This is a genomic window from Methylophilus sp. OH31 (genome assembly GCF_000576615.1).
Taxonomy (GTDB): domain Bacteria; phylum Pseudomonadota; class Gammaproteobacteria; order Burkholderiales; family Methylophilaceae; genus Methylophilus.
The window spans coordinates 104,898-128,563 of the sequence record NZ_BAUS01000007.1; the positions used below are offsets into that span (position 1 = coordinate 104,898).

At 53.0% G+C, this 23,666-nt stretch carries 23 protein-coding genes; 14 read left to right on the forward strand and 9 right to left on the reverse strand.

Annotation, left to right across the window (positions count from 1 at the left end; all coding sequences use genetic code 11):
* The first annotated feature begins 25 nt into the window (after nucleotides 1-25).
* From murD to OH31_RS09800, 14 genes are all read left to right on the forward strand, one after another.
* Complete coding sequence (gene murD, locus OH31_RS09735) at nucleotides 26-1,396, forward strand: UDP-N-acetylmuramoyl-L-alanine--D-glutamate ligase (protein WP_024930566.1); 1,371 nt, start codon at nucleotides 26-28, stop codon at nucleotides 1,394-1,396.
* Complete coding sequence (gene ftsW, locus OH31_RS09740) at nucleotides 1,381-2,544, forward strand: putative lipid II flippase FtsW (protein ID WP_024930567.1); 1,164 nt, start codon at nucleotides 1,381-1,383, stop codon at nucleotides 2,542-2,544. The genes murD and ftsW overlap by 16 nt, the downstream gene beginning before the upstream one ends.
* Entirely contained in the window at nucleotides 2,544-3,644 is a 1,101-nt protein-coding gene (gene murG, locus OH31_RS09745) for an undecaprenyldiphospho-muramoylpentapeptide beta-N-acetylglucosaminyltransferase (protein ID WP_024930568.1), read from the forward strand. The genes ftsW and murG overlap by 1 nt, the downstream gene beginning before the upstream one ends.
* Nucleotides 3,641-5,035 carry a UDP-N-acetylmuramate--L-alanine ligase gene (murC, locus tag OH31_RS09750; protein ID WP_024930569.1) on the forward strand — a complete coding sequence of 465 codons (1,395 nt, stop codon included), beginning with the start codon at nucleotides 3,641-3,643 and terminating at the stop codon, nucleotides 5,033-5,035. The genes murG and murC overlap by 4 nt, the downstream gene beginning before the upstream one ends.
* On the forward strand, nucleotides 5,032-5,937 hold the full coding sequence (gene murB / locus OH31_RS09755) for a UDP-N-acetylmuramate dehydrogenase (protein ID WP_024930570.1): 906 nt from the start codon (nucleotides 5,032-5,034) through the stop codon (nucleotides 5,935-5,937). Before murC ends, murB begins: the two co-directional genes overlap by 4 nt.
* Entirely contained in the window at nucleotides 5,934-6,854 is a 921-nt protein-coding gene (locus OH31_RS09760) for a D-alanine--D-alanine ligase (RefSeq protein WP_024930571.1), read from the forward strand. Before murB ends, OH31_RS09760 begins: the two co-directional genes overlap by 4 nt.
* Before the next feature lie 17 nt (nucleotides 6,855-6,871).
* Nucleotides 6,872-7,576: a cell division protein FtsQ/DivIB gene (locus tag OH31_RS09765; RefSeq protein WP_019883477.1), complete on the forward strand. Its 705-nt coding sequence runs from the start codon at nucleotides 6,872-6,874 to the stop codon at nucleotides 7,574-7,576.
* Nucleotides 7,577-7,612: 36 nt separating this feature from the next.
* Nucleotides 7,613-8,851 (forward strand): cell division protein FtsA, encoded by a 1,239-nt coding sequence (ftsA, locus tag OH31_RS09770; protein WP_019883476.1) that lies wholly within the window; start codon nucleotides 7,613-7,615, stop codon nucleotides 8,849-8,851.
* An 82-nt stretch (nucleotides 8,852-8,933) separates the two neighbouring features.
* Nucleotides 8,934-10,094: a cell division protein FtsZ gene (gene ftsZ / locus OH31_RS09775; protein WP_024930572.1), complete on the forward strand. Its 1,161-nt coding sequence runs from the start codon at nucleotides 8,934-8,936 to the stop codon at nucleotides 10,092-10,094.
* 55 nt (nucleotides 10,095-10,149) lie between these two features.
* On the forward strand, nucleotides 10,150-11,085 hold the full coding sequence (lpxC, locus tag OH31_RS09780) for a UDP-3-O-acyl-N-acetylglucosamine deacetylase (RefSeq protein ID WP_024930573.1): 936 nt from the start codon (nucleotides 10,150-10,152) through the stop codon (nucleotides 11,083-11,085).
* 5 nt (nucleotides 11,086-11,090) lie between these two features.
* Complete coding sequence (locus OH31_RS09785; protein WP_024930574.1) at nucleotides 11,091-11,273, forward strand: hypothetical protein; 183 nt, start codon at nucleotides 11,091-11,093, stop codon at nucleotides 11,271-11,273.
* Nucleotides 11,274-11,306: 33 nt separating this feature from the next.
* The gene (locus tag OH31_RS09790) at nucleotides 11,307-13,286 is read left to right on the forward strand and encodes a transglycosylase SLT domain-containing protein (RefSeq protein WP_242402255.1); all 1,980 of its coding nucleotides are present in this window, start codon (nucleotides 11,307-11,309) and stop codon (nucleotides 13,284-13,286) included.
* A 56-nt stretch (nucleotides 13,287-13,342) separates the two neighbouring features.
* Nucleotides 13,343-14,305, forward strand: a complete 963-nt coding sequence (locus OH31_RS09795; protein ID WP_024930576.1) for a complex I NDUFA9 subunit family protein — start codon at nucleotides 13,343-13,345, stop codon at nucleotides 14,303-14,305.
* Nucleotides 14,306-14,311: 6 nt separating this feature from the next.
* Nucleotides 14,312-15,523 (forward strand): multifunctional CCA addition/repair protein, encoded by a 1,212-nt coding sequence (locus OH31_RS09800; RefSeq protein WP_024930577.1) that lies wholly within the window; start codon nucleotides 14,312-14,314, stop codon nucleotides 15,521-15,523.
* A gap of 16 nt (nucleotides 15,524-15,539) precedes the next feature.
* On the opposite strand, the gene OH31_RS09805 is transcribed toward OH31_RS09800, so the two are convergent.
* From OH31_RS09805 to OH31_RS09845, 9 genes are all read right to left on the reverse strand, one after another.
* Nucleotides 15,540-16,475, reverse strand: a complete 936-nt coding sequence (locus OH31_RS09805; protein WP_036299064.1) for a sensor domain-containing diguanylate cyclase — start codon at nucleotides 16,473-16,475, stop codon at nucleotides 15,540-15,542.
* 225 nt (nucleotides 16,476-16,700) lie between these two features.
* A complete protein-coding gene (locus OH31_RS14805) occupies nucleotides 16,701-17,039 on the reverse strand; it encodes an excalibur calcium-binding domain-containing protein (RefSeq protein WP_081755148.1) in 339 nt (112 codons plus the stop codon).
* A 32-nt stretch (nucleotides 17,040-17,071) separates the two neighbouring features.
* The gene (locus OH31_RS09815; protein WP_024930579.1) at nucleotides 17,072-17,296 is read right to left on the reverse strand and encodes a DUF2788 domain-containing protein; all 225 of its coding nucleotides are present in this window, start codon (nucleotides 17,294-17,296) and stop codon (nucleotides 17,072-17,074) included.
* 23 nt (nucleotides 17,297-17,319) lie between these two features.
* Nucleotides 17,320-17,913: a nucleoid occlusion factor SlmA gene (slmA, locus tag OH31_RS09820; RefSeq protein ID WP_024930580.1), complete on the reverse strand. Its 594-nt coding sequence runs from the start codon at nucleotides 17,911-17,913 to the stop codon at nucleotides 17,320-17,322.
* Nucleotides 17,914-17,978: 65 nt separating this feature from the next.
* Nucleotides 17,979-18,635, reverse strand: coding sequence for a pyrimidine 5'-nucleotidase (locus OH31_RS09825; protein ID WP_024930581.1), 657 nt, complete (start codon nucleotides 18,633-18,635; stop codon nucleotides 17,979-17,981).
* A gap of 39 nt (nucleotides 18,636-18,674) precedes the next feature.
* Complete coding sequence (gene argB / locus OH31_RS09830) at nucleotides 18,675-19,556, reverse strand: acetylglutamate kinase (protein WP_019883464.1); 882 nt, start codon at nucleotides 19,554-19,556, stop codon at nucleotides 18,675-18,677.
* A 70-nt stretch (nucleotides 19,557-19,626) separates the two neighbouring features.
* Nucleotides 19,627-21,195, reverse strand: a complete 1,569-nt coding sequence (gene argA, locus OH31_RS09835) for an amino-acid N-acetyltransferase (protein ID WP_019883463.1) — start codon at nucleotides 21,193-21,195, stop codon at nucleotides 19,627-19,629.
* Between the two features lie 176 nt (nucleotides 21,196-21,371).
* Nucleotides 21,372-22,544 (reverse strand): cyclopropane fatty acyl phospholipid synthase, encoded by a 1,173-nt coding sequence (cfa, locus tag OH31_RS09840; RefSeq protein ID WP_024930582.1) that lies wholly within the window; start codon nucleotides 22,542-22,544, stop codon nucleotides 21,372-21,374.
* 170 nt (nucleotides 22,545-22,714) lie between these two features.
* Nucleotides 22,715-23,644, reverse strand: a complete 930-nt coding sequence (locus OH31_RS09845; protein ID WP_024930583.1) for an AEC family transporter — start codon at nucleotides 23,642-23,644, stop codon at nucleotides 22,715-22,717.
* Nucleotides 23,645-23,666 lie beyond the last annotated feature (22 nt).

Consider the following 23,666-nt stretch of genomic DNA (forward strand, 5'->3'; position numbering starts at 1 on the left):
ACGGAATGCATCGTCAGGCGTGAACATGAAAAAACAGTTTGAACAACAGCGGATTGCAGTACTGGGACTGGGTGACACCGGCTTCTCGGCTTTGCGCTGGCTGCGCCATATGGGCGCAGATGTAGTGATGTTCGACTCACGCCTGCACCCGGCCGGGCAAGACCGTTTGCTTGCGGAGTTTCCGGAGGTGGAGTGCCACCTGGGACCTTTTAACCATGCCTTGTTATCCAGCATGGATTTGATTGTGGCCAGTCCTGGCGTCTCACTCAACGAGCCAGTCATTGCACAGCTGATGGCACAGGGCAAGCATGTGGTCGGCGATGTCGAGTTGTTTGCGCGCTTCCGTGCCCCTTATGCCAAGGTGATCGCGATTACCGGTTCCAACGGTAAAACGACCGTCACGTCACTGGTGGGTGAAATCTGCAAGCAGGCCGGGTTGAACACTATTGTGGCGGGCAATATCGGTTTGCCGGTGCTGGATACCTTGCAGATGACTGCGCCTGATGTTTATGTGCTGGAGTTATCCAGCTTCCAGCTGGAAGGGATCCATCAGCTGCAAATAGATGCGGCGACTATCCTCAACCTGTCTGAAGATCATATGGATCGCTATGACGGCATGGAAGGCTACGCGCAAGCCAAGGCACGTATTTACCAGCACGCGCGCATTGCTGTGGTGAATCGTGATGACCCTGCCAGTGCAGCCTTGGCCGGTCAGTTGCCACAGGTGTCGTTTGGTGTGAATCCGGCACCGTCCATTAATGATTACGGCCTCAACGACGCCGGCTGGTTATGTGCGGGCAACCGTCATTATATTGAAGCTGACAGCTTGCAGATTCGCGGTAAACATAATATTGCCAACGCGCTGGCAGCCATTGCGCTGACGCAAGCGATCGGCATCGACAAAGTCTCTATCCTGCATACGGTGCAGGCATTTGCAGGCTTGCCGCATCGCGTAGAGTGGGTGGCGAATATCGACGATGTCGATTTCTATGATGACTCTAAAGGCACCAATGTGGGCGCGACCTGCGCTGCGATTAGTGGCATGCTCAAGCAGGGCAAGCCACAGAAAGTAGTATTGATTGCCGGTGGTGATGGCAAGGGCCAGGACTTTACGCCTTTGCGTGAAGCGATTTTGCATCACGCCAGAGCCGTGGTGCTGATCGGTCGCGATGCGCCAAAAATCCAGCAAATCTTGCATAACCTGCAATTGCCAGTCGTCGATGCGGTTGATTTAACCGCCGCTGTCCATATTGCCAAAACCCTGGCCGAAGAAGGCGACGCAGTCCTGTTATCACCGGCTTGCGCCAGCTTTGATATGTTCCGCAATTACGAACATCGAGCCGAAGTATTCGTTGAGGCTGTGAAAGCCATGGAGGCCGCATGCTTGGGCCATTGATGATGAACCGCGAGCGTTATAACTCCCCCAGCTACGATGTGTCGCTGTTGTGGGTGGTGTTGTCCTTGCTGGCGTTTGGCATGGTCATGGTGTATTCCGCCTCAATTGCATACGCAGATTCAAGCAAGATGTTTGGTCATAACAGCACCTATTTCCTGATGCGTCAGGCCTTGTATATCGTGGTCGGCCTGGTGGCGGCCGTGATTGTGTTCCAGGTGCCTATGGCCTGGTGGCAAAAGATGTCGCCTTACTTGTTCATTATGGGCATCGTCTTGCTGATCATGGTGCTGATTCCAGGCATCGGCAAAGTAGTCAACGGCAGCCGTCGCTGGATCTCCTTGCTCGTCATGAATCTGCAACCTTCAGAACTCATGAAGCTGTTTATCGCCATGTATGCTTCCGATTACGCTGTACGCAAAGCCGGTAGCATGCATAGCTTTAAAAAAGGATTCTTGCCCATGCTGGGCGTGATGGTCTTTGTTGGTGTGTTGCTGCTGAAGGAGCCGGATTTCGGTGCCTTTGCCGTCACTGCTTCCATTGCTTTCTCCATCATGTGGCTGGGCGGCGTCAACCTCAAGGTGTTCCTGGCCATGCTGGGCGCGTTGCCATTGGCCGTGATCGGCCTAGTGGTGATGGAGCCCTATCGTCTGGAGCGCATGAAAGGCTTTTTGAATCCCTTTGATGACCCGTTTGATACCGGTTACCAGTTGTCACATGCGCTGATCGCGTTTGGCCGTGGCGAGTTCTGGGGTGTAGGGCTCGGTGGCAGCGTAGAAAAATTATTGTATTTGCCAGAAGCGCATACCGACTTCCTGCTGGCAGTGGTGGCTGAGGAGTTGGGGTATGTCGGCGTGCTGGTCGTGGTGTTGCTGTTTGCCTGGCTGGTCATTCGCGCCTTCAGTATCGCCAAAGAAGCGGTGGCTAACGAACGTTATTACTCTGCCTTGCTGGCGCAAGGCATTGGTGTGTGGATGGGCGTGCAAGGCTTTATCAATATGGGCGTGAACATGGGCCTGTTGCCGACCAAAGGGCTGACTTTGCCATTGTTGTCTTACGGCGGCAGCGGCATCCTGGCGAATTGCATTGCGCTGTCGGTGCTGCTGCGTATCGATTTCGAGAACCGTCGCTTGCAGAAAGGCTTGAACTGATGAGCCGTTCATACACATTGATGGTGATGGCCGGTGGCACCGGTGGACATGTCTACCCAGCAATAGCGGTGGCCGACGCGCTGCATGCGCAAGGCTGGAAAATCGTCTGGCTGGCCACTGAAGGCGGTATGGAAAATCGCCTGATTGTCGACAAACCTTATGACAAAGCCATGATGACCATGCGAGGCGTGCGTGGCAAAGGCCTGCTGGGCTGGCTGACTTTGCCGGTGAAGCTGGTGCGTGCCTTTGCACAAGCCAGACAAGCCATCCGTCAACATCAGCCGGATGTGGTGCTGGGCATGGGCGGTTTTGCTGCGTTTCCGGGCGGTGTGATGGCCAGGTTAGCTGGCGTGCCGCTGGTGATTCATGAGCAAAACTCAATTGCAGGGCTGACCAATAAAGTGCTGGCCAGAATATCCAACCGTGTGTTGACTGGTTTCCCTAATGCCTTGGGTGCTAAAGGCGAGATGGTGGGTAATCCTGTGCGTGAAGGTATTACCACCTTGCCCACCCCGGAACAGCGCTTTGCCGAGCATCATGGCGTGCTGCGTGTGCTAGTGGTGGGCGGTAGCCTGGGCGCAGTGGCGTTGAATACCTTGTTGCCACAGGCGTTTGCGCAATTATCTGTCAATGCGCGTCCGCAGATTATTCACCAGGCCGGTGAAAAACAGTTTGAAGCACTGAAAAAGGCTTATGCCGATGCTGGTGTAGCTGCAGATTGCCGTGCCTTTATCCACGATATGGCTGAAGTGTATGCCTGGGCGGATTTGGTGATTTGCCGTTCTGGGGCATTGACGGTAGCTGAACTAGCTAATGTCGGTGCCGCCAGCATCCTGGTGCCGTTCCCGTTTGCGGTGGACGACCACCAGACAACGAATGCGGCTTATTTGCAGCAGGCAGGTGCGGCGTTGCTGATACAGCAGCGTGATATGGATGTCGCGCAATTAGCGGTGACTTTGCAAACGCTGGATAGACCGACTTGCCTGGCGATGGCACAGAAAGCACGGGCGCTGGCCAGGCCGCAAGCCACGCAACAGGTTGCACAAATTTGCCAGCAACTGGCGACAGGCAATAAAAAAGGAACACCGGGTTCAGCATGAAACATAAAGTTAAAAAAATACATTTTATCGGTATCGGCGGCTCAGGCATGAGCGGCATTGCCGAGGTGTTGTTGAACCTGGACTTTGAAGTCAGTGGCTCTGACCTGGCCAGCAATGCGACCACCAAACGTTTGCAAGGCTTTGGTGCAACGGTGTTTCAGGGCCACGCGACCGAGCATCTGAATGATGCCGATGTGGTGGTGGTCTCCAGTGCCATTAATGAAGAGAACCCGGAAATCATCGCCGCACGTGCGCGTAAGGTGCCAGTGATTCCACGCGCAGTGATGCTGGCAGAACTCATGCGTTTCAAGCAAGGTATTGCTATCGCCGGTACGCATGGCAAAACCACGACCACCAGCCTGATTGCCAGCATCTTGGCAGAGGCAGATATGGACCCGACCTTTGTCATCGGCGGCAAACTGGAAGCCGCCAGCGCCAATGCGCGCCTGGGTACCGGTGAGTGGATTGTGGTGGAAGCCGACGAGTCTGATGCGTCCTTCTTGCACCTGACCCCGATCATGGCGGTGGTGACCAATATCGATCAGGACCATATGGACACCTATGAACACAGTTTTGAAAAGCTCAAAACCGCGTTTGTTGAATTTTTGCAGCAGATTCCGTTCTGGGGCATGGCAGTGTTATGTATTGATGATGCCAATGTGCGTGAAATCCTGCCGCGCGTGACCCGTCCGGTCACCACTTATGGCACACATGAAGAGGCTGCGATTCGCGCCGAGAATATTGTGGCCGATAACGGCAAGATGCATTTCACGCTAGTGCGTAAAAACGGCGTGACCGTGCGCAACGAAGTGACACTGAACTTGCCCGGCCATCATTATGTATTGAACGCACTGGCCGCGATTGCGATTGCCACTGAGTTAAATGTGCCGGATGCCGCCATTTTGAAAGCCCTGGCAGAGTTCCGCGGCGTTGGTCGCCGTTTTGAGCGCTATGGCGAGATCCCGGCCAATGGCGGTCACTTTACTCTGGTGGATGACTACGGCCATCACCCGATTGAGATGCAGGCAGTGATTGCGGCGGCGCGTGGGGCTTTTCCAGACCGCCGCCTGGTGCTGGCGTTCCAGCCGCATCGTTACACGCGTACGCGTGACTGCTTTGAAGATTTCGTCAAAGTGTTGTCCACCGTGGATGCCTTGTTGCTGACAGAAGTGTACTCGGCAGGGGAGGCACCGATTGTGGCCGCGGATACGCGTAGCCTGATTCGCGCCATTCGCGTCAATGGCAAGGTCGAGCCGCGTTTCGTCGAAACCACCGATGAATTGCCTGCCACCATCCTGGAAAGTGTACAACCGGGTGATGTAGTGGTGGTGATGGGCGCTGGCAATATTGGTAGCGTTGCAGCGAAAACCAGAGAGTTGGCTAGCGTATGAGCGCCTCAGGATTAAAAGCGACTGGCCTGCAAGTGCTGAACAAGGAGCCATTGGCCCGCTATACCAGCTGGCGTGTGGGTGGACCGGCCGATCGCTTGGTGCTGGCTGATAGCGTAGAACATTTGCAGCAGTTTTTGCAGCAATTGCCAGCCAGAGAACCACTGACCTTTATTGGCCTGGGTAGCAACTTGCTGGTGCGTGATGGCGGTGTGCGCGGCACCGTCGTGGTCATGCACCAGGCGCTGCAAGCGCTGGAGATGCAGGGGGAGCGTGTGTACGCCGATGCTGGTGTGACTTGCGCCAAATTGGCCCGTTTTGCTGCCAGTCACAATAAAGCAGGTGCAGAGTTTATGGCGGGTATTCCAGGCACGGTGGGTGGTGCGCTGGCGATGAATGCTGGTTGTTATGGTGGCGAAACCTGGCAGTGGGTGGATGAGGTGAAAACCATTAACCGTGCCGGGGTGGTGCAAGTGCGTGCAAAGGCAGAATACCAGCCTACTTATCGCCATGTGGAGCATCCGGCGGCAGATGAGTGGTTTCTGGGCGGCTGGTTTACGGTGCCCGCCGGCGATGGTAAAGCGTCTGCCGAACAGATCAAGCAGTTGCTGGCAAAACGCCTGGCGAGCCAGCCACTGAATATGCCGAGCGCAGGGTCAACGTTCAGGAATCCTGAGGGTGATTTTGCGGCGCGTTTGATAGAAGCATCAGGGCTCAAAGGCACCACCATTGGCGGCGCGCAGGTGTCTGAAAAGCATGCAAATTTTATTGTGAATGTGGGTAATGCCAGTGCTGCTGACATTGAGGCCTTGATTGAGCACGTTAAAACGACCGTGCGGGCAAAGCAGGGCGTGGCATTAATACAGGAAGTGAAAGTGATTGGGGAAGGTGTTTTAAAAGTATGAGTGTGAGTCAACAGTCATTTGGCAAGGTCGCGGTACTGTTCGGCGGCCGTTCTGGCGAGCGTGAAGTGTCGCTCAAAAGTGGTTCTGCTGTCTTGGCGGCATTGCAACGTCAGGGCGTGGATGCGCATGCGTTTGATCCGGCCAGTCAGGACCTGTCTGCCTTGAAAGCGTTTGACCGCGCCTTTATCGCCTTGCATGGCCGCTACGGTGAAGACGGCACGATTCAAGGTGCGCTGGAACTGATGGACATTCCTTACACCGGCAGCGGCGTCATGGCCTCTGCGCTAGGCATGGATAAATGGCGCACCAAATTGTTGTGGACAGCTGCTGGCGTGACCACGCCTAACTATGTGCTGATGGACGACAGCACGCACGCTGAAAATGTGGTCACCGCGCTTGGTTTACCACTGTTTGTGAAACCGGCTAACGAAGGCTCTAGCATCGGTGTGAGCAAAGTCAAACAGGCCGGCGATTTAATGGCCGCTTATCACCTGGCCAAACAGTCAGACCCGCTGGTGATTGCCGAGCAGTTTGTCGGTGGCGGCGAGTATACCGTCGGCATCCTGGGTGAGACTGCACTGCCTATCGTGCGCATTGTGCCTAAAAACGAATATTACGATTACGAAGCCAAGTATTTGCGTGATGACACCGAGTATCGCTGCCCGAGCGGCCTGTCTGCCGAGCAGGAAAAGCAAATCCAGGCCGAAGCCTTGCAGGCTTTTAACGTACTGGGTTGCCGTGGCTGGGGCCGTGTCGACTTTCTGATGGATGAAGCCGGTAAACACTACTTCCTGGAAGTGAATACCAGCCCGGGCATGACGGATCACAGCCTGGTGCCGATGGCGGCCAAGGCTGCTGGCATGGACTTTGATGCGCTGGTCATACGTATTTTGCAACAAACGTTGCGTGAAGTGTAAAGAGGACGACTGGGACGATGTGGGATAGACCAACATTGCTGAACTGGATCGCCAACCTGCTGTTTTCACTGGCAGTGGTGATGCTGCTTTACGCCATGTTGTTTGTGGTGCTGCATTTGCCTATCTTCCCGGTCAAGCAGGTACAGGTCGAAGGCAACCTGGATCACGTCAATCATGAGCAGATTCAGTTGATCGTCAGCAAGTACCTCAAAGGGAACTTCTACACACTGGATTTACAGCGTACACGCGCTGCATTTGAAAAGTTGCCCTGGGCACGCAAGGTGAGTGTGCGACGCCAGTGGCCGGACACCATTGTCGTGCAGATTGAAGAACATCAGGCCTTGGGCCGCTGGGGGGGCGTGGCACTGGTCAACCGTCATGGTGAGTTGTTCCAGGCCGCATCTGATGAACAATTACCGACTTTTTACGGCCCAGGCGATGCGATCAAAGAAGTGGCGCAAGGCTATGCCAGTTTTGCCCAGATGCTGACGGATACCCCACTGCAGATTCAGCAGTTGAGTTTGTCCTCACGCCGTGCATGGGAAATCAAGACCGTGGATGGTCGACAAATGATGCTGGGCCGTGAAGCGGCCAAGCAGCGATTACAACAGTTTGTGTCGGCGTATCGCCAGCAGGCAAGTATCGCGGAAAGTGACTGGCGTTATGCCGATTTGCGTTACCCCAACGGCTTTGCCTTGCGCATGCCGCGCAGTGGCGCCTGAGAATAAGACTGCCAGAAAGAAGTTCAAGGAAAAGACATGAGTAGAGTCAGAGAAGATAAAAATTTAATCGTGGGGCTGGATATCGGCACCTCGAAGATTGTTGCGATTGCGGCCGAGATTTTGCCGGAAGGCACATTGAAGGTAATTGGTGTCGGGCAACATGCTTCCCGTGGCTTGAAAAAAGGCGTGGTGGTGAATATTGACTCCACCATGCAGGCGATTCAGCGTGCGATTGAAGAAGTCGAGCTGATGGCGGATTGCAAAATTAATACCGTGTACTCAGGCATTGCTGGCAGCCATATCAAGAGCCTGAATTCACATGGCATGGTGAAGATTAAAGAGAGCGAAGTGTCGCAGATGGATATCGACCGCGTGGTGGAAACCGCCCGCGCGATTGCCCTGCCTGCTGACCAGCAGATTCTGCATATCCTGACCCAGGAATTCATTATCGACGGCCAGGAAGATGTACGCGAGCCACTGGGCATGAGCGGCATCCGCCTCGAAGTGCGTGTGCATATCGTCACTGGCGCCATTGCGGCGGCACAGAACATCGTCAAGTGCATCAAGCGCTGCGGGCTCGAAGTGAGTGACCTCATTTTGCAACCGTTAGCGTCGAGTGAGTCTGTGCTCACTGATGATGAAAAAGAACTGGGCGTGTGCCTGGTGGATATTGGTGGCGGTACGACTGATTTGGCTGTGTTCAAGAATGGTGCCATTCGTCATACGGCGGTGATCCCGATTGCCGGTGACCAGATTACTAATGACATCGCGGTGGCCTTGCGCACGCCGACGCAGTCGGCAGAAGAAATCAAGGTCAAGCATGGCTGTGCCTTGCGCCAGCTGGCGGATCCGCGTGAAGTGGTGGAGGTGCCGGCGGTGGATGGCCGTGAGCCACGCCAGTTGTCTTGCCAGGCCTTGACCGAGGTGATTGAAGACCGGGTGGAAGAGATTTATGAGTTTGTGCAGCAAGAGCTGCGCCGCAGCGGCATGGAATCCATGATTGCCTCCGGCATCGTTATTACCGGCGGCGCGGCACAAATGCGTGGCATGGTTGAGTTGGGTGAAGAAATTTTCCATACCCCGGTACGCCTGGGCGTGCCCAGGGGTGTGGAAGGATTGTCCGAAGTGGTGGGCAATCCACGTTATGCCACCGGCATAGGCTTGTTGTTGATGGCCAAGCAGCAGGTAGAAAAACAAATGGTGGGTAATTTGCAATCTGGCTCAGTTGGCAGATTGCTGGAGCGGATGAAGAGTTGGTTTACCGGTAATTTTTAGGGTTTTGTTGTTTTTTAATATGTTTTAGGGCGAGTGTGCGGGGCAAACCAATCACTCAAATAATAGGCAATGGAGGGTTAGTATGATTGAGATTTTTGACAAAGAGAATGACGGCGCCGTGATCAAGGTAATTGGTGTCGGTGGTTGCGGTGGTAACGCCGTTGAGCACATGATGACCAAGAGCGTGACTGGCGTTGAGTTTATTTGCGCCAACACCGACATGCAGGCACTGAAGAAGAGCCATGCCAAAGTCGTGCTGCAAATTGGTTCTGATATCACTAAAGGTCTGGGCGCTGGCGCCAAGCCGGAAATCGGCCGCGAAGCTGCTTTGGAAGACCGCGACAGCATTGCAGAAACCATTGATGGTGCCGACATGTTGTTTATTACAGCGGGGATGGGTGGCGGTACTGGTACCGGTGCGGCACCAATTATTGCCGAAGTGGCCCGTGAAATGGGTATCCTGACTGTGGCCGTGGTGACCAAACCTTTTGCGTTTGAAGGCAAGCGCGCCAAAGTGGCACAAGAAGGCCTGGAAGAACTTTCACAGTATGTCGACTCTCTTATCGTTATCCCTAACGAAAAGCTGATGGATGTATTGGGTGAAGACGTGACCGTGGTTGAGGCCTACCGTGCTGCCAACGATGTGTTGCACAACGCGGTGTCTGGCATTGCTGAAATTATCAATTGCCCAGGCATGGTTAACGTTGACTTTGCTGACGTACGCACCGTGATGTCTGAAATGGGCATGGCAATGATGGGTTCTGCAGAGGCCAGCGGCCCTAACCGCGCACGTATTGCCGCCGAACAAGCAGTGGCCAGCCCATTGCTGGAAGACGTCAACCTGGCAAACGCTCGTGGCGTGCTGGTTAACATCAGTGCCAGTGGCAGCTTCAAAATGCGCGAATACTATGATGTGATGAACACCATCAAAGAATTCACTGCAGAAGATGCAACGGTGATTGTGGGTAATGTGATGGACGAAAGCATGGGTGACAACCTGCGCGTGACCATGGTGGCCACCGGCTTGAACGGATCACTGGGCAAGCGCCAGGCCAAGCCTGAGCTGAAAGTCATGACTACGCTGCGTGATGGTACGACTAACCAGCCGATTTTTAACACGGTTGAAGAAGACGAGCCGGCAGTGTTTACCAGCAACAGTCGTCGTGCCCAGGTAGAAGCGATGAAGAACTCCGGGATTGAAGAATATGATATCCCAGCGTTTTTACGTAAACAGGCCGATTAGTGATGAGGTCTTGATTGGCTTATAATGAAGTCAATCAGTTAACACAGAGAAAACCATGTTAAAGCAACGCACGCTTAAACAATCGATCAGCGCCACCGGCGTTGGGCTGCACAGCGGTGAGAAAGTCACGCTGACGCTCAAACCTGCGCCCGCTGATCACGGAGTGGTGTTCCAGCGTGTCGATTTGCCCGATACGCCTGCCATGCGGGTCGCCCCGACGGCAGTGAATGACACTCGCCTGAGCTCCGCCCTAGAGTTTTCAGGTGCGCGCGTTGCAACCGTGGAGCATTTGATGTCTGCCCTCGCCGGTTTGGGGGTAGATAATGTGCTGATAGAACTGACGGCCGCTGAAGTGCCCATCATGGATGGCAGTTCAGGGCCGTTTATCTATTTGCTGCAGACTGCAGGTCTGCAAGAACTGGAAGTGCCGAAGAAATTTGTGCGCATCCTTAAACCGGTAGAAGTGATTGATGGCGATAAATGGGCAAAATTTACGCCGCACCATGGCTTTAAAGCCGAATTTACCATTGATTTTGCACACCCTGTGTTCGAGTTCTCCGGCAAAACCGTGACCATCGATTACGATAGCCAGAGTTATGTCGACGAAATCAGCCGTGCCCGCACGTTTGGTTTTATGCACGAGGTGGAATACCTGCGCGCGAATGGTTTAGCGAAAGGTGGCAGCCTGGATAATGCGATTGTGCTGGATGAATATAAAGTCCTCAATGGCGGTGGTTTGCGCTATGACGATGAGTTCGCCAAACACAAGGTACTGGATGCGATTGGCGATCTGTATATTCTGGGCTACCCGATTATTGGCCAGTTTACGGCCTTTAAATCTGGCCATGCGCTGAATAACCAGTTATTGCGCGCTTTGCTGGCAGATGAAAGCGCTTGGGAATACTGCACCTTTGACAATGATGCACAGGCGCCGGTTGGCTTTCTTAAACAACGCGACTATTTTAGTCCGGCACCCTTGCTGCCTGCCTGATTCATATGTGGTGGATACGTATTTTATTTGCAGTACTGGTGATCAGTACGCTGGTACTGGTACTGTTAGGATGGCAAACCGGCCAGCCACGTTATTGGCGCTGGCTCAAAACCGTCTGGCGCAGTGGCTTTGTGCTATTGCTGCTACTGTTGCTGTTTTTCTTTCTGAGTCGGTTGGCCAGAATTTAATTGTCATCACGTTGTGTACGTGATCGTTGACACATGAAGACTAGACTCACTTCCTTCCTTATTTTTGGCGCCTGTTTGCTCGGTTTGGCCAAGTCAGTCTTCGCTGGAGATGGCGATGTCTATCTCCAGGCCAAGCAGGCCTATCAAACCCGCAACCTGTCACAACTCGCTGAGGCTACTGAAACCCTCAGGCAGCGTCGTTCACCCTTATTGCCCTACCTGCAATACTGGCAAATGATCCTGACCATGGACCAGCTGTCTTACACCCAGGTGCAGGTATTTTTACAGGAAAACAATGAGTCCTTGTTGTCGCAGCGCGTACGCGAGCTGTGGCTCAAACGGCTGGGCCGCGTGCAGTTCTGGGACCAGTTTATCGAGATGCGGGCGCAAATGCCGATGTATTACAGCATCAATGATGTGGGTAACCAGTGTTACCAGGTACAGGCAGGCATTGCGCTGGATGACCCCAATGCCTATGAAGATGGCAAAAAACTGCTGCTGGCGGGTAAGGACTTGCCTGCAGACTGCCAGGGCATGCTGGAAGCCTTGCAGCAAGTGGGCGTGCTGGATGAAAAGCTGTTGCTGACCTTGTATCGTGATGCCTTGTTTAGCAATAAAACCGGCTTGGCCAAAGTGTTGGCCAAACGTAGCAGTAAAACCGATGCAGGGTTGCTGAAACAGATTGATGACATGGCGCAGAATCCGGCCCTGGCCCTGAAAAAAGGCGGCATTCAAGAGCGCTCGCCCTATGCGCGTGCGCTGTACATGTATGCGATTCATCGCCAGGCTAAGGCGGATCTTGGCGTGGCTAAAACCAGCTACCAGAAATACAGCGGTTTGCTCGATAACGATGAAAAGCAACTGGCTCAGGCCTATATGGCACTCGAAGCCGCGCGCAAGCATGAGCCCGAGGCATTGCAGGGCTTTGGCAAAGTCAATGCCGCGTTGTTGAGCAGTGAGCAGTGGGAATGGTATGCACGCACTGCCTTGCGCCAGCAGGACTGGGGCACGGTGCTGAAAGTCATTAATGACATGCCAGCCGTCTTGGCTGAAGAGTCCACATGGCGTTATTGGAAAGCACGGGCTTTGATCGCCAAAGGCCAGGTGGCAGACGCCAACCAGATACTGGCCAAGCTTTCCCAGGAGCGCCATTTTTATGGCTGGCTGGCGGCGGAAGATTTGGGGCCGGTAGTCAGTGAGCCGATGGCCACCTATCAGCCCAGTGATGAAGAGGTACGGCAGTTTGCCAAACAACCCGCAGTGAAACGCATGGAGGCCCTGTTCGATGTAGAGGCCCGCTATGAGGCGCGGCTGGAGTGGATGTATCTGCTGGAAGCGCTGGATGATCCTACGCGCATTGTCGCCGCACAATATGGTTTATTAAAGGGCTGGTACGATCTCGCTGTGTTAGCTGCAGACAAAACCAGCCGTACACACAATTTTGAATTACGCTATCCGACGCCGTATCGCGATTATTTGCAAAAAGCCTCGCGTAGCCGCGCCATTGATGAAGCCTGGGTCTATGGCATCATTCGCCAGGAAAGCCGTTTTATGCACTACGCCAAGTCATCGGTGGGGGCAGGTGGCCTGATGCAGGTAATGCCTGCTACCGCCAAATGGATTGCTAAAAAACTCGGCTGGAGCAGTTATAACGATGGCATGTTGCACGACATTGATACCAATGTGAACCTGGGGACTTATTATATGCGCTATACACTGGATACCTTTAACGGCCAGGAAGTGATGGCGACGGCGGCTTATAATGCAGGTCCCAGTCGCGCCAGGCGTTGGGCAGCCAACGCCCCCTTGGAAGGCGCCATTTACGCAGAAACCATCCCGTTCAGTGAAACACGCAATTATGTGAAAAAAGTGTTGGCCAATGCGCATATGTACGCCCCGCGGCTGGGCCTGCCCATGCTGACACTTAAAAAACGTTTGGGCACCATCCCTGCCCGCAGTACGGGTGACGTTGAAAACGTGACCACCACTATCAGCATTTCGGAGCAGGAGTAGCTTGCATCTGGATTTTGGTACAATAGGGCTAATCGCAAGACGGATCAGGAATAAGCATGATGAAGACAGTGACTGTATTAGGTGGTAGCGGCTTTGTAGGCAGTAGTGTAGTTGCCAGGTTAGACCAGGCAGGCTATCAGGTCAAAGTACTGACGCGCCGCCGCGAACAGGCCAAGCACCTGATTTTGTTGCCCAATGTGCAAGTGGTTGAAAGCGATATCCACGACCAGGCCGCACTGAAGGCGCAATTGCAGGGCAGTGATGTGGTGATTAACCTGATCGGTATTTTGCATCAGACCAGCGACAATGGTTTTGAAAAAATGCATCACCAGTTTCCACGCCGTGTCGCGCAATTATGCGAAGAGTTAGGCATTCCACGTTTGTTGCACATGAGTGCCTTGCAAGCTTCTGTGAATGCGCCGAGTGAGTATTTACGCAGCAAAGCGGCTGGCGATCAGGCCGTACTGGAATTCAGCAAAAAACTGCATGTCACCATTTTCAGGCCATCGGTTATTTTTGGGACCCGCGACCGCTTTATTAATTTATTCGCCAAACTGATACAAGTCATTCCGGTGCTGGCGCTCGCCATGCCGCAAGCCAAGTTTCAGCCAATTTGGGTAGAGGATGTCGCCGCTGCCATGGTCAATGCTGTGGATGAACCCGCAACTTATGGCAAAACCTATGAGTTGGGTGGCCCGGCCATCATGACCTTGCAGCAAATCATGGAAGCGGTGATGAAGACGATTAACGTACAACGCCCCATTATTGGCCTGAGCCTGAATATGTCCTTGTTGCAAGGCAGTTTTATGCAGCTGCTACCGATCAAACTCCTCTCTCGCGACAATGTGAAATCGATGCAGGTGGATAATGTCTGCCAGCAACCGATGGCCAACGAACTGTGTGTGGTGCCTACGGATATGTTTGCGGTGATCTCGGGTTACCTGGTGAAGAACAATCCGCGCGGCGCTTATGACCAGTTTCGTGCCGCTGCCGGTCGTGTCATTAACGCCAGGCGCTAACCAGGCATGCAGATTTACCAGGTAGGCGGCGCGGTCCGCGATAGTCTGCTTGGCTTGCCGGTGAAAGACCGTGATTATGTGGTCGTCGGTGCCACCCCTGAACAAATGCTGGCTGCTGGCTATCGCGCCGTTGGCAAAGACTTCCCGGTGTTCCTGCACCCCAAGACTCAGCAAGAGTATGCGCTTGCACGTACCGAGCGTAAAACCGGCAAAGGCTACAAGGGATTTAGCGTCTATGCTGATCCTGAAGTGACGTTGGAAGAAGATCTCGCGCGACGCGATTTTACGATCAATGCCATCGCGCAAGCGGAAGATGGCAGCCTGATAGACCCTTTTAGCGGCCAATTGGATATCCAGAAAAAAGTCCTTCGACACGTCACCGATGCTTTTGGTGAAGATCCGGTGCGTATCTTGCGCGCCGCCCGTTTTTTAGCGCGGTTTACCGAGTTTACTGTCGCGCCGGAAACCTTGTCCCTGATGCGCGAGATGGTGGCTGCCGGCGAGGTTGATGCGCTAGTGCCTGAACGTGTGTGGCAGGAAATCGCCAAAGGTCTGATGGAAAAACAGCCTAGCCGTATGTTCGAGATGTTGCGTGACTGCGGCGCGTTGAACATCATCCTGCCTGAGCTTGACCGCTTGTGGGGAGTGCCGCAAACGGCTACGTATCATCCGGAAATCGATACCGGCATTCACGTCATGATGGTGATTGATTATGCTGCCAAGCAAGGCTACAGCTTGCCAGTCAGGTTTGCTGCGTTGACCCATGATTTGGGCAAGGGCACAACACCTGTAGAGGTATTGCCGCGCCATATCGGCCATGAGTTGCGCAGTGTGGACCTCATTCGCGAAGTGGTTGCCCGCTTGCGGGTACCTAATGACTGCAAAGATCTGGCACTGGTCGTGGCTAAATATCATGGAAAATTGCACGCCGCCCGGCAAATGAAAGCCAGTACTTTATTGCAGTTTCTGGAAGAGCTCGATGCTTTCCGCCAACGTCCACGTTTCGCGGATTTTTTGCTCGCTTGTGAGTGCGATAGCCGCGGGCGCTTGGGGCTGGAAGCGTGCCCCCTCGAAGATGCAGCGCATCTGACCATTGCCTTGCAAGCGGCACTCACTGTAGATGCAGGTGCCATCGCCAAACAATGCAGTTCCCCTGCCCATATCAAGCAATCTGTGGCCGAGGCGCGTATACACGCCATTCAGGCCGCGCTGCATTAGCGCCGCCAGGCCTGCTTCAAATACTTTTTACCTCAATCCGATTCCTGCCATTGCGTTTGGCTTGATACATCAGGGCATCCACAGACTCAACGAATGTTTTGAGGTCATCGGTTTGGCTGGGCGTGATGCTGCCCGCACCAACACTAATCGTCAGTATCTGGCTGACTTCTGATTTTGCATGCGGGATTTGCTCTTTGAACACCAGGTTACGGCAACGCTCGGCAATTTTGCTGGCCGAGACGTCATTGGTCTCTGGCAGGATCAGCGCAAACTCTTCACCGCCAAAACGGGCAAAAAAATCCTTGGCGCGCACACCCGCCTGCGCCAGTGTCTGAGCCACCTGCTTGAGCACTTCATCGCCTTGCAGGTGTCCGTAAAAGTCATTGAACTGCTTGAAGTAGTCGATATCAATCATGATCAGTGACAACGGCTGCTGGTGTTGTCTGGCTTCCAGCCATTCACGTTCCAGTACCGTATCAAACATACGGCGATTGGCGACACCGGTCAAGCCGTCTTTGTAAGAAAGCTCTTCCAGTTTTCTTTGCATGATCAGCAATTGCTCTTCGGTCTTTTTGCGTTCACTGATATCAAACATAAAGCCGATGAGCGCTTCGGGCTCACCGCTAGGCGCCCGTATGACATGCACAACATCACGTATCCAGACAAAATCACCAGTGGCCGTCAGTGCGCGGTAATCCGCTTCGTGATCCAGGCCTTGCAACGATTGCTGGACGCAAAAGTTGAACACACGCTCACGGTCTTCTTCATGAATACGGTTAACCCAGTCTTCAACTGATTGCCAGCTCGATGGTGCCCAGCCCAGCAATGGCTCGATTTGTGGGCCGATGTAGCTGAATTGCTTGCTAGCCCAGTCTATCTTCCACGGGATGGCCTTGGTCGATTCGAGTAACGTTTTGTAGATGTCACTGTCGTTGGGAGGGGAGTTGTCCATATCACGCAAGTATTTATCACTATGTATGGCTTAGAGTAGCGGACTGCGGCAAACGTCGCAATAGTCCATTAGCGTCATTCACGTAATAAAGCGTTAACTTGGTTAGCCATGGGTTGCCTTGGTAGCAGGTGTTACGCGGCATCCAGAAGGGTACGACTCAGTGGTAGGTTATTGATCTATTGGTCATTGCCACAATACATATGTATTCGTTTCTGGTGCGCTTATTTAATTGAATCCGGTATGGCACCACTGACGTTCACAAGGGATGCCATCGCCATCGCCATCCATTTCAGCGCTTGGGCAGCGAGACAGCCACTGTTTTGCTTCCGCACATGAGTGCATTTGTGAGCAGTGAGTATGCCCATCACAAGTGGCATTTAAACTCTCCTGCATGGCAGGTTCAGCCTCGTGTGTCGGGGTAGCTATTGCTGTGTTGTCATGCACGACTGTTGTCGTTTGCGGTTGTGGATTATGTGCCTTAAGTGAGGGAAGAATAACATTATCAAAAGCAATGTAACCTGCGCAACATAACATCACTATGCTGAATATTTTGATAATGTTCATGGGCTCAGTGTTTTTTGCTCAAGCATCTGACTTTACTGAATATTCAAATAATGCTGAATCAACAGCTTGGCCAGGAAACCTACCATGCCTAATGTGAGCGCGAGAAACAAGGCGAATGTCCCAGTTTTACCCGCTTTGGATTTCCAGGCCAGGTTGCCGACAATAAAAACGATGAACAGAATGAGGCCGGCAAGGCCCCAGCTCATGCCAAACTCGGTCAGCTGGGCTTCATTCATGCCAAAAACAGTGGTTTCCATCTATAACGCTTTCTTACTATTGCTTATTGCAAACAGCCGGTAATCAGTTGTGTGACGTGCTGTTCAAGGTTGTCGCTGGGTTTACGCTTGAAGCCGCTTTTGGCAAAGGCATGCCAGCGGCCAAGTACAAAACTGATCATGGTGTTGGCGGCGATGCCAGCATCGGTGATTTTATTGCCTTGAGCCTCAGCAATACGCAGTGACTGCTTCAGGCTGGCTTCGAGGCGGTCCAGTAACTGGTTGATGCGGGCTTGCAAGGCGTCGTCTTCATTGACCAGCGCATCGCCTATCAGCACGCGTGACATGCCCGGGTTGCGTTCGGCAAACTTGAGCATGGTTTGCAACATCAGTTGCACTTGCTTGAGGCCGTCGGTTTCATCGGTGGTGATTTTATTCATCACGCCAAACAGCGCGCCTTCAATAAACTCAATCAGGCCTTCAAACATTTTGGCTTTGTTGGCAAAGTGGCGATATAACGCTGCCTCTGACACATCCAGTTTGGCTGCAAGCGCGGCGGTCGTGATTTTTTCACCGCGCGGTGTTTGCAGCATGCCTGCCAGTGTTTCCAGAATTTGCTGTTTGCGGTTTGCGCGTACTTCTTTATTGATGGTTGCCATAATGATTTCGGGACCCAACCCCATGCTGATGTTGTTATTTTGACCGCTATTTTAACTGTATTCGCTCAGCACGGGAATGCATAGGGTGCTTTTTTCAATGCACTGTGAGTGAGTGCCAACACATGCGGCAACCTATATTGCACAAAGTTTGGTTTGTGCAATCGACGGCTGATCCATACGGTGCGCATGCCGAGTCGTTTAGCCGTCATCAGGGCAGGCAGGCTGTCTTCAAACAGGGTGCAGTCTGCGGCACGGCATTGCAGTTGCCGCAATAACAGGCGAAAACCACGGACGCTGGGTTTGGCATGGAAACGGCTGGATTCGACGCTGAATACCAATGAAAAACAATCGGCAATACCCAGCACTTCCAGCACATGCAGGGCGTACACGCGCGGCGCATTGGTGAAAACACATTTGCGCCCTGGCAAGCGGTGAATCAATTGACGTAATTGCTTGGTGGTTTGCACCATGTTGTCAGTCAAAAAGGCGTGCGTTGCGGACAGGAAATGATGGGGATTGACACCATGATGGCGCATCAGGCCTTTGAGGGTAGCGCCATAAACGCGCCAGTAATGCTGGCGTAGCTGGTGCGCGGCCGCTTCTTCCATATCCAGCGTCTGCATGATGTAACGCGTCATGGATTGATTCATGACCGGGAAAATATGCGCAGAGGCATTGTGCAGGGTGTCATCCAGATCAAAAATCCACACCCTGCGCGACATATATTGCAATGCTTGATTTGTTAGTACGTAAGTAGGCGCTTACTTGGCTTTGATTAATGTGCCGACACCTTCATCGGTCAACACTTCCAGTAATAACGCGTGTTCTACGCGGCCATCAATAATATGCACCGATTTAACGCCGCTGCGCGCAGCATCCAGCGCTGAGCTGATTTTTGGCAGCATGCCGCCACTTAAGGTGCCGTCTTCTACCAGGTCGTCAATTTGTTTGGGCGTCAGGCCGGTCAGCAATTGACCATTTTTATCCAGCACACCAGGTGTGTTGGTGAGCAAAATCAGTTTTTCGGCATTGAGTATTTCTGCCAGTTTGCCCGCCACCACATCAGCGTTGATGTTGTAGGTTTCGCCATCACGGCCAACCCCAATCGGCGCCACCACAGGAATAAAGTCGCCGCTATCGAGGAAGTTGATAATACTCGGGTCTATGGCAGAAATTTCGCCAACCTGGCCAACATCAATCATCTTGCTCGGGTCTTTGAGGTCTTCCATCAGCAGCTTGTGCGCATGGATAAAGTTACCATCCTGCCCGGTCAGGCCCACGGCCTTGCCGCCATGGCGGTTAATCAGGTTCACGATCTCTTTGTTCACCTGGCCGCCGAGTACCATTTCCACCACGTCCATGGTTTCTTCATCAGTCACGCGCATGCCCTGGATGAACTCGCCTTTTTTGCCCAGTTTATCCAGCATTTCATTAATTTGCGGGCCGCCGCCATGTACCACCACCGGGTTCATGCCGACCAGTTTGAGTAACACCACGTCTTGTGCGAAGCACTCTTTCAGGCGCTCGTCAGTCATGGCATTGCCGCCGTATTTAATGACAATGGTTTTATCAAAAAAGCGTTTGATATACGGTAGCGCTTCAGACAGGGTTTGTGCTTTTTGGCTGGAGGTCGAGGTTTGCATAGGTCAAACTTTCATTCAATCATCAGGCGATTGCAGTCAATCGGGTACAGGCAGAATTTTAGCTAAAAACTCATAACGATTTGATGAAAACTTTGGATTTTCTTTGAAAATTATAGAGTTTTTGTTTTTCGTGCGGTAATTGGTCAACATTTTGCTCGGTAAAACCGCGCTCCAGGAACCAGTGCTCAGTGCGCGTGGTCAGGCAAAATAACCTTTTAAAGCCTTTTTGGCTGGCTTGTTCCTGGCAATAATTAAACAATTTATCGCCACGGCCACCGCCACGATAGGTCGGGTCTATCGCCAGGCAGGCAAATTCCACCATTTTTTCCTGGGCAAACGGATACAGCGCCGCACAACCAATCACGCGGTTATCGTGTTCCATCACGTAGAAATAATTAATTTCCATCTCGATGCGTTCGCGCCCGCGCCGCACCAGGATACCTTCGTTTTCCAATGGTTCAATCAGCATCAGGATGCCGCCGACATCATCAATATTGGCCTGGCGCATGGTTTCCAGTGGCAGCTCGGTAATCATGGTGCCTATGCCTTGTCGCGTAAACAGCTCCTGAATAATGGCGCCATCAATGTGGCGCGAGATCAGGTGTGTCCTGGTCACGCCATGCTCGCAGGCGCGCACGGCGGCAGGCAGGTAGTAATTGACGTCTTCCGAGTAATGAATAGGCACATCGCTCTCCTGCACATTGCGCAGCAGGTTTTTGGCTTTGGCCGAAGTCATTTCACGTAACAGTTCGCCACGCAGGTTATGCACGCCTTCTGAGTCCATCAGGAAAATCAGTTTTTCGGCATCCAGCGCACTGGCGGCGCTGACCGCCACATCTTCCAGTGTCAGGTTGAAGGTTTCGCCGGTGGGTGAGTAGCCCATGGGGGATAAAAGCACCAATTCGCCGTCATCTAGCCGCTTCTGGATGCCAATAGCATCTATCTTGCGTACTTCTCCGGTATGTTGCAAATCTACGCCATCGCGCACGCCTAATGGTTTTGCCGTAACAAAGTTGCCACTGGCGACGCGGATATCACTGCCCGCCATCGGCGAGTTGGCAATGCCCATCGAGAGTAAGGCTTCAATTTCGACGCGGATGGCGCCATTGGCTTCTTTCACTGCCTCCATGGCGGCATCGTCAGTAATGCGCAGGCCGTTGTGCAATTTTGGCGTCAGGTTGTCTCGCTTGAGGCGTTGTTCAATTTGTGGCCGGGCGCCATGCACCAGCACCAGTCTCACTTCCAGGCTGGCTAACAGGTTAAGGTCATGTGAGAGTGCGACAAATTGCTGCTCGCTGACCACTTCGCCACCAAAGGCAATCACAAACGTGCTGCCGCCAAAGGCGTGGATATACGGCGCCGCCGAACGGAACCAGTGCACAAAGTCTTTGCTATTGGCACTGGAAAGAATGGCCGGTGGCGTGTTGGTCAGTGAGACGGGTGTCAGGTTGGCGTCATACAGGCGGCCAGGTGTGGTGTTCAATGCCTGAGCCGCTGCGCGTAGCAGGACTTCTGAAATACCAATTTCGCCACGTTCAATGCGTGACAAATTACTTGCGTCTGTGCCCATACGTGAAGCCAGTTGTTGCAAGGTTAAATTTTGCGATTTACGCAAATCTCTGATGTTTGATCCAAGCATTTGTTATTTATTCATAATGATTATGCAAAATAATAATTAAAAATGGTTTTTATTGCAAATAAAATGGGGGTGAGGGTAGGGGTTTTATTTGTGTGCATTGGTCGTGCATTCAATGCACAAAAAAATGACGGCAACAGCCGTCATATGAGGTCAAGAACAGAGAGACTACGTCAACATCAACTTGCTGGCGCCGGGCGCATTGAGCGGTACATACGGTTGCTCTGCCGTTTGCTCAATACCAGTTGCCAGAGTTGCCCTTGCCGGGCGCGGAAATAGCCTGCGCAACACATCAGGTAGTATTTCCACATCCGGTAAAAACTTTCATCATATTTAAATTGCAGTTCCGGCCAGGCGCGATTGAATTTGTCCCACCAGGCCATCAGCGTGCGGTCATAATCGGGTCCGAAATTATGCCAGTCTTCGATCAGGAATTTCTGTTCAATGGCCTGGCTGATTTCGCTGGCCGAAGGCACTTTGCCATTGGGGAAAATATAGCGGTCTATCCAGGCGTCGGTATGTAAGGCGGTTCTGTGGTTGCCTATGGTGTGCAGTAAAAACAGCCCGTTATCCTTAAGCAGTCGGTGCGCCGTTTCAAAATACATGGCGTAATTTTTTTGCCCGACATGTTCGAACATGCCCACGGATACGATCTTGTCGAATTGGCCGTGCAGTTCGCGGTAATCCTTTAATTGGATATCCACTGGTAATCCGGCGCAACGTTCTTTGGCCACGGTTTGTTGCTCGACCGAGACGGTGATCCCCACGACTTGTACGCCATAGTATTTGGCCATGTGTCTGGCCAGGCCGCCCCAGCCGCAACCGATTTCGAGCACACGGTCACCAGCTTGCAAATCAAGTTTTTGGCAGATCATGTCCAGCTTGTTGAACTGCGCTTCTTCCAGGGTGTTGGCGTGCTGCCAGTAGGCACAGGAGTAGCTCATGCTGCTATCCAGCATGGCTTCAAACACATCATTGCCAATATCGTAATGTTGTTGCGCCACCTGGTAGGCACGGTGAGGCGCCTGCAAGTTAAATAGCGTGTGGCGGATCACTTCGCCCAGCAAGGTCAGTTTGGCCATACCGCCCATTTTTTCATCAATGTCGGCACGCATCACGCGGTGAAAGAATTCGTCCAGGCGTTTGCAGTCCCAGCGGCCTTCGATAAAAGCCTGCCCAAGGCCAAGCGTGCCTTTGGTCAATACGTCGCGGTAAACACTTTCTTCATAGACCTGAATATCCCATGGCGCATTGCCATTAATGGTCACGCCGGTTTCAGCGAGCAGGCGGGTGAGCGTCTCGGGTGGCGCAGGCTGCTGCGCCATATATTGGTTGGTCGTGGTTTTCGGCATAATCGTCTGATAATCCCAAATAACACAAAGCGAAAGGGTGGCGGGTTAGTAGCATCTTAAAAACAGTCGCTGCTGCTGACAACTCGTCATATGACGTATGACAGCATGCATCATAAAAATTCACACGAAATGCGTGATTTCACGTGTGAATACGCGAAATAATATTGAATTTATGGCTGTAAGATGACAAACCAGAGTGACAGGCTGCCGATGCTGAGCAGGGTGCTCATGAACACGGCTGCGGCGTACAGAGCGCCGTCCAGTCGGTAGCGTTCGCAAATGACAATACCAAACACCATGGTAGGCATGGCGGCGAGCAGAATGCAGGCTGTGAGCTGGTCGCCATGCAGACCCAGGGCGATGGCGGTATATTGCGCCGCCAATGGTGCAATCAGCAAACCGATCACGCACACGGGCAGCAATAAGGGAATCAGTTTGAGTTTAAAGGTATCCCAGCGGATGCTCATGCCGAGGGCGATCAGCATCAGCGGCACCACGCCGCCTGCCAGCGTGTGCAGCGCATGGCCGATCATGATAGGTTGCGGCACATGACTCACGTTCAATATTGTCGCCAGCAGCAATGCCCACAGTGGAGGTACGCGCATTAACTCCCTGATCGGGTGCGATTTGTGTTCAGATTGGCCATAGGTTTGCGCCATCAGCATGCCCAGCGTCAGCAATACCGGCGTACAGGCGAACAGATCAAATTTAAGTACGATTTCATGCGTCCAGTCGCCAAGTACTTCGCTGGTCACGGGGAGCCCTAGATAAGTCGCGTTGGGAAACGTGGCCGCCAGCATCAATGCGCCTTGTTGCGCACGCGAAATAATCATGACGCGCTGCAACAGTTGCAGCGTCAGCCACATGCACAAGGCGGCCACTGTGAGGCGACTGAGCGCGGTGAGCGCAATGCTGAGTGTGCTGGCATCAAATGGCGCCTGCCATAAGATATCCAGCACCAATGCAGGTAGCAATATGTAAAACACCAGGTCGGTCAGCGCGCGGCGGTGCGCAAGCGCAGACATATGGTCAGGCGCCATGCGTTGCCAGAGCATCCCGGCAGCGATCAATAGCGCCATTTGTAACATGACTTGGAACATGGGGCGATGCTACCTGATTAAA

Bases quoted from the DNA above. Each gene is read 5' to 3' on its own strand.
- argA (WP_019883463.1), bottom strand. From the start codon at position 21,195: ATGCTTGGATCAAACATCAGAGATTTGCGTAAATCGCAAAATTTAACC.
- murD (WP_024930566.1), top strand. From the start codon at position 26: ATGAAAAAACAGTTTGAACAACAGCGGATTGCAGTACTGGGACTGGGT.
- OH31_RS14805 (WP_081755148.1), bottom strand. From the start codon at position 17,039: ATGAACATTATCAAAATATTCAGCATAGTGATGTTATGTTGCGCAGGT.
- ftsZ (WP_024930572.1), top strand. From the start codon at position 8,934: ATGATTGAGATTTTTGACAAAGAGAATGACGGCGCCGTGATCAAGGTA.
- ftsW (WP_024930567.1), top strand. From the start codon at position 1,381: ATGCTTGGGCCATTGATGATGAACCGCGAGCGTTATAACTCCCCCAGC.
- OH31_RS09800 (WP_024930577.1), top strand. From the start codon at position 14,312: ATGCAGATTTACCAGGTAGGCGGCGCGGTCCGCGATAGTCTGCTTGGC.
- OH31_RS09790 (WP_242402255.1), top strand. From the start codon at position 11,307: ATGAAGACTAGACTCACTTCCTTCCTTATTTTTGGCGCCTGTTTGCTC.
- OH31_RS09765 (WP_019883477.1), top strand. From the start codon at position 6,872: ATGTGGGATAGACCAACATTGCTGAACTGGATCGCCAACCTGCTGTTT.
- ftsA (WP_019883476.1), top strand. From the start codon at position 7,613: ATGAGTAGAGTCAGAGAAGATAAAAATTTAATCGTGGGGCTGGATATC.
- murG (WP_024930568.1), top strand. From the start codon at position 2,544: ATGAGCCGTTCATACACATTGATGGTGATGGCCGGTGGCACCGGTGGA.
- OH31_RS09805 (WP_036299064.1), bottom strand. From the start codon at position 16,475: ATGGACAACTCCCCTCCCAACGACAGTGACATCTACAAAACGTTACTC.
- OH31_RS09815 (WP_024930579.1), bottom strand. From the start codon at position 17,296: ATGGAAACCACTGTTTTTGGCATGAATGAAGCCCAGCTGACCGAGTTT.
- OH31_RS09845 (WP_024930583.1), bottom strand. From the start codon at position 23,644: ATGTTCCAAGTCATGTTACAAATGGCGCTATTGATCGCTGCCGGGATG.
- OH31_RS09825 (WP_024930581.1), bottom strand. From the start codon at position 18,635: ATGTCGCGCAGGGTGTGGATTTTTGATCTGGATGACACCCTGCACAAT.
- OH31_RS09795 (WP_024930576.1), top strand. From the start codon at position 13,343: ATGATGAAGACAGTGACTGTATTAGGTGGTAGCGGCTTTGTAGGCAGT.
- argB (WP_019883464.1), bottom strand. From the start codon at position 19,556: ATGCAAACCTCGACCTCCAGCCAAAAAGCACAAACCCTGTCTGAAGCG.
- slmA (WP_024930580.1), bottom strand. From the start codon at position 17,913: ATGGCAACCATCAATAAAGAAGTACGCGCAAACCGCAAACAGCAAATT.
- cfa (WP_024930582.1), bottom strand. From the start codon at position 22,544: ATGCCGAAAACCACGACCAACCAATATATGGCGCAGCAGCCTGCGCCA.
- OH31_RS09760 (WP_024930571.1), top strand. From the start codon at position 5,934: ATGAGTGTGAGTCAACAGTCATTTGGCAAGGTCGCGGTACTGTTCGGC.
- OH31_RS09785 (WP_024930574.1), top strand. From the start codon at position 11,091: ATGTGGTGGATACGTATTTTATTTGCAGTACTGGTGATCAGTACGCTG.
- lpxC (WP_024930573.1), top strand. From the start codon at position 10,150: ATGTTAAAGCAACGCACGCTTAAACAATCGATCAGCGCCACCGGCGTT.
- murC (WP_024930569.1), top strand. From the start codon at position 3,641: ATGAAACATAAAGTTAAAAAAATACATTTTATCGGTATCGGCGGCTCA.
- murB (WP_024930570.1), top strand. From the start codon at position 5,032: ATGAGCGCCTCAGGATTAAAAGCGACTGGCCTGCAAGTGCTGAACAAG.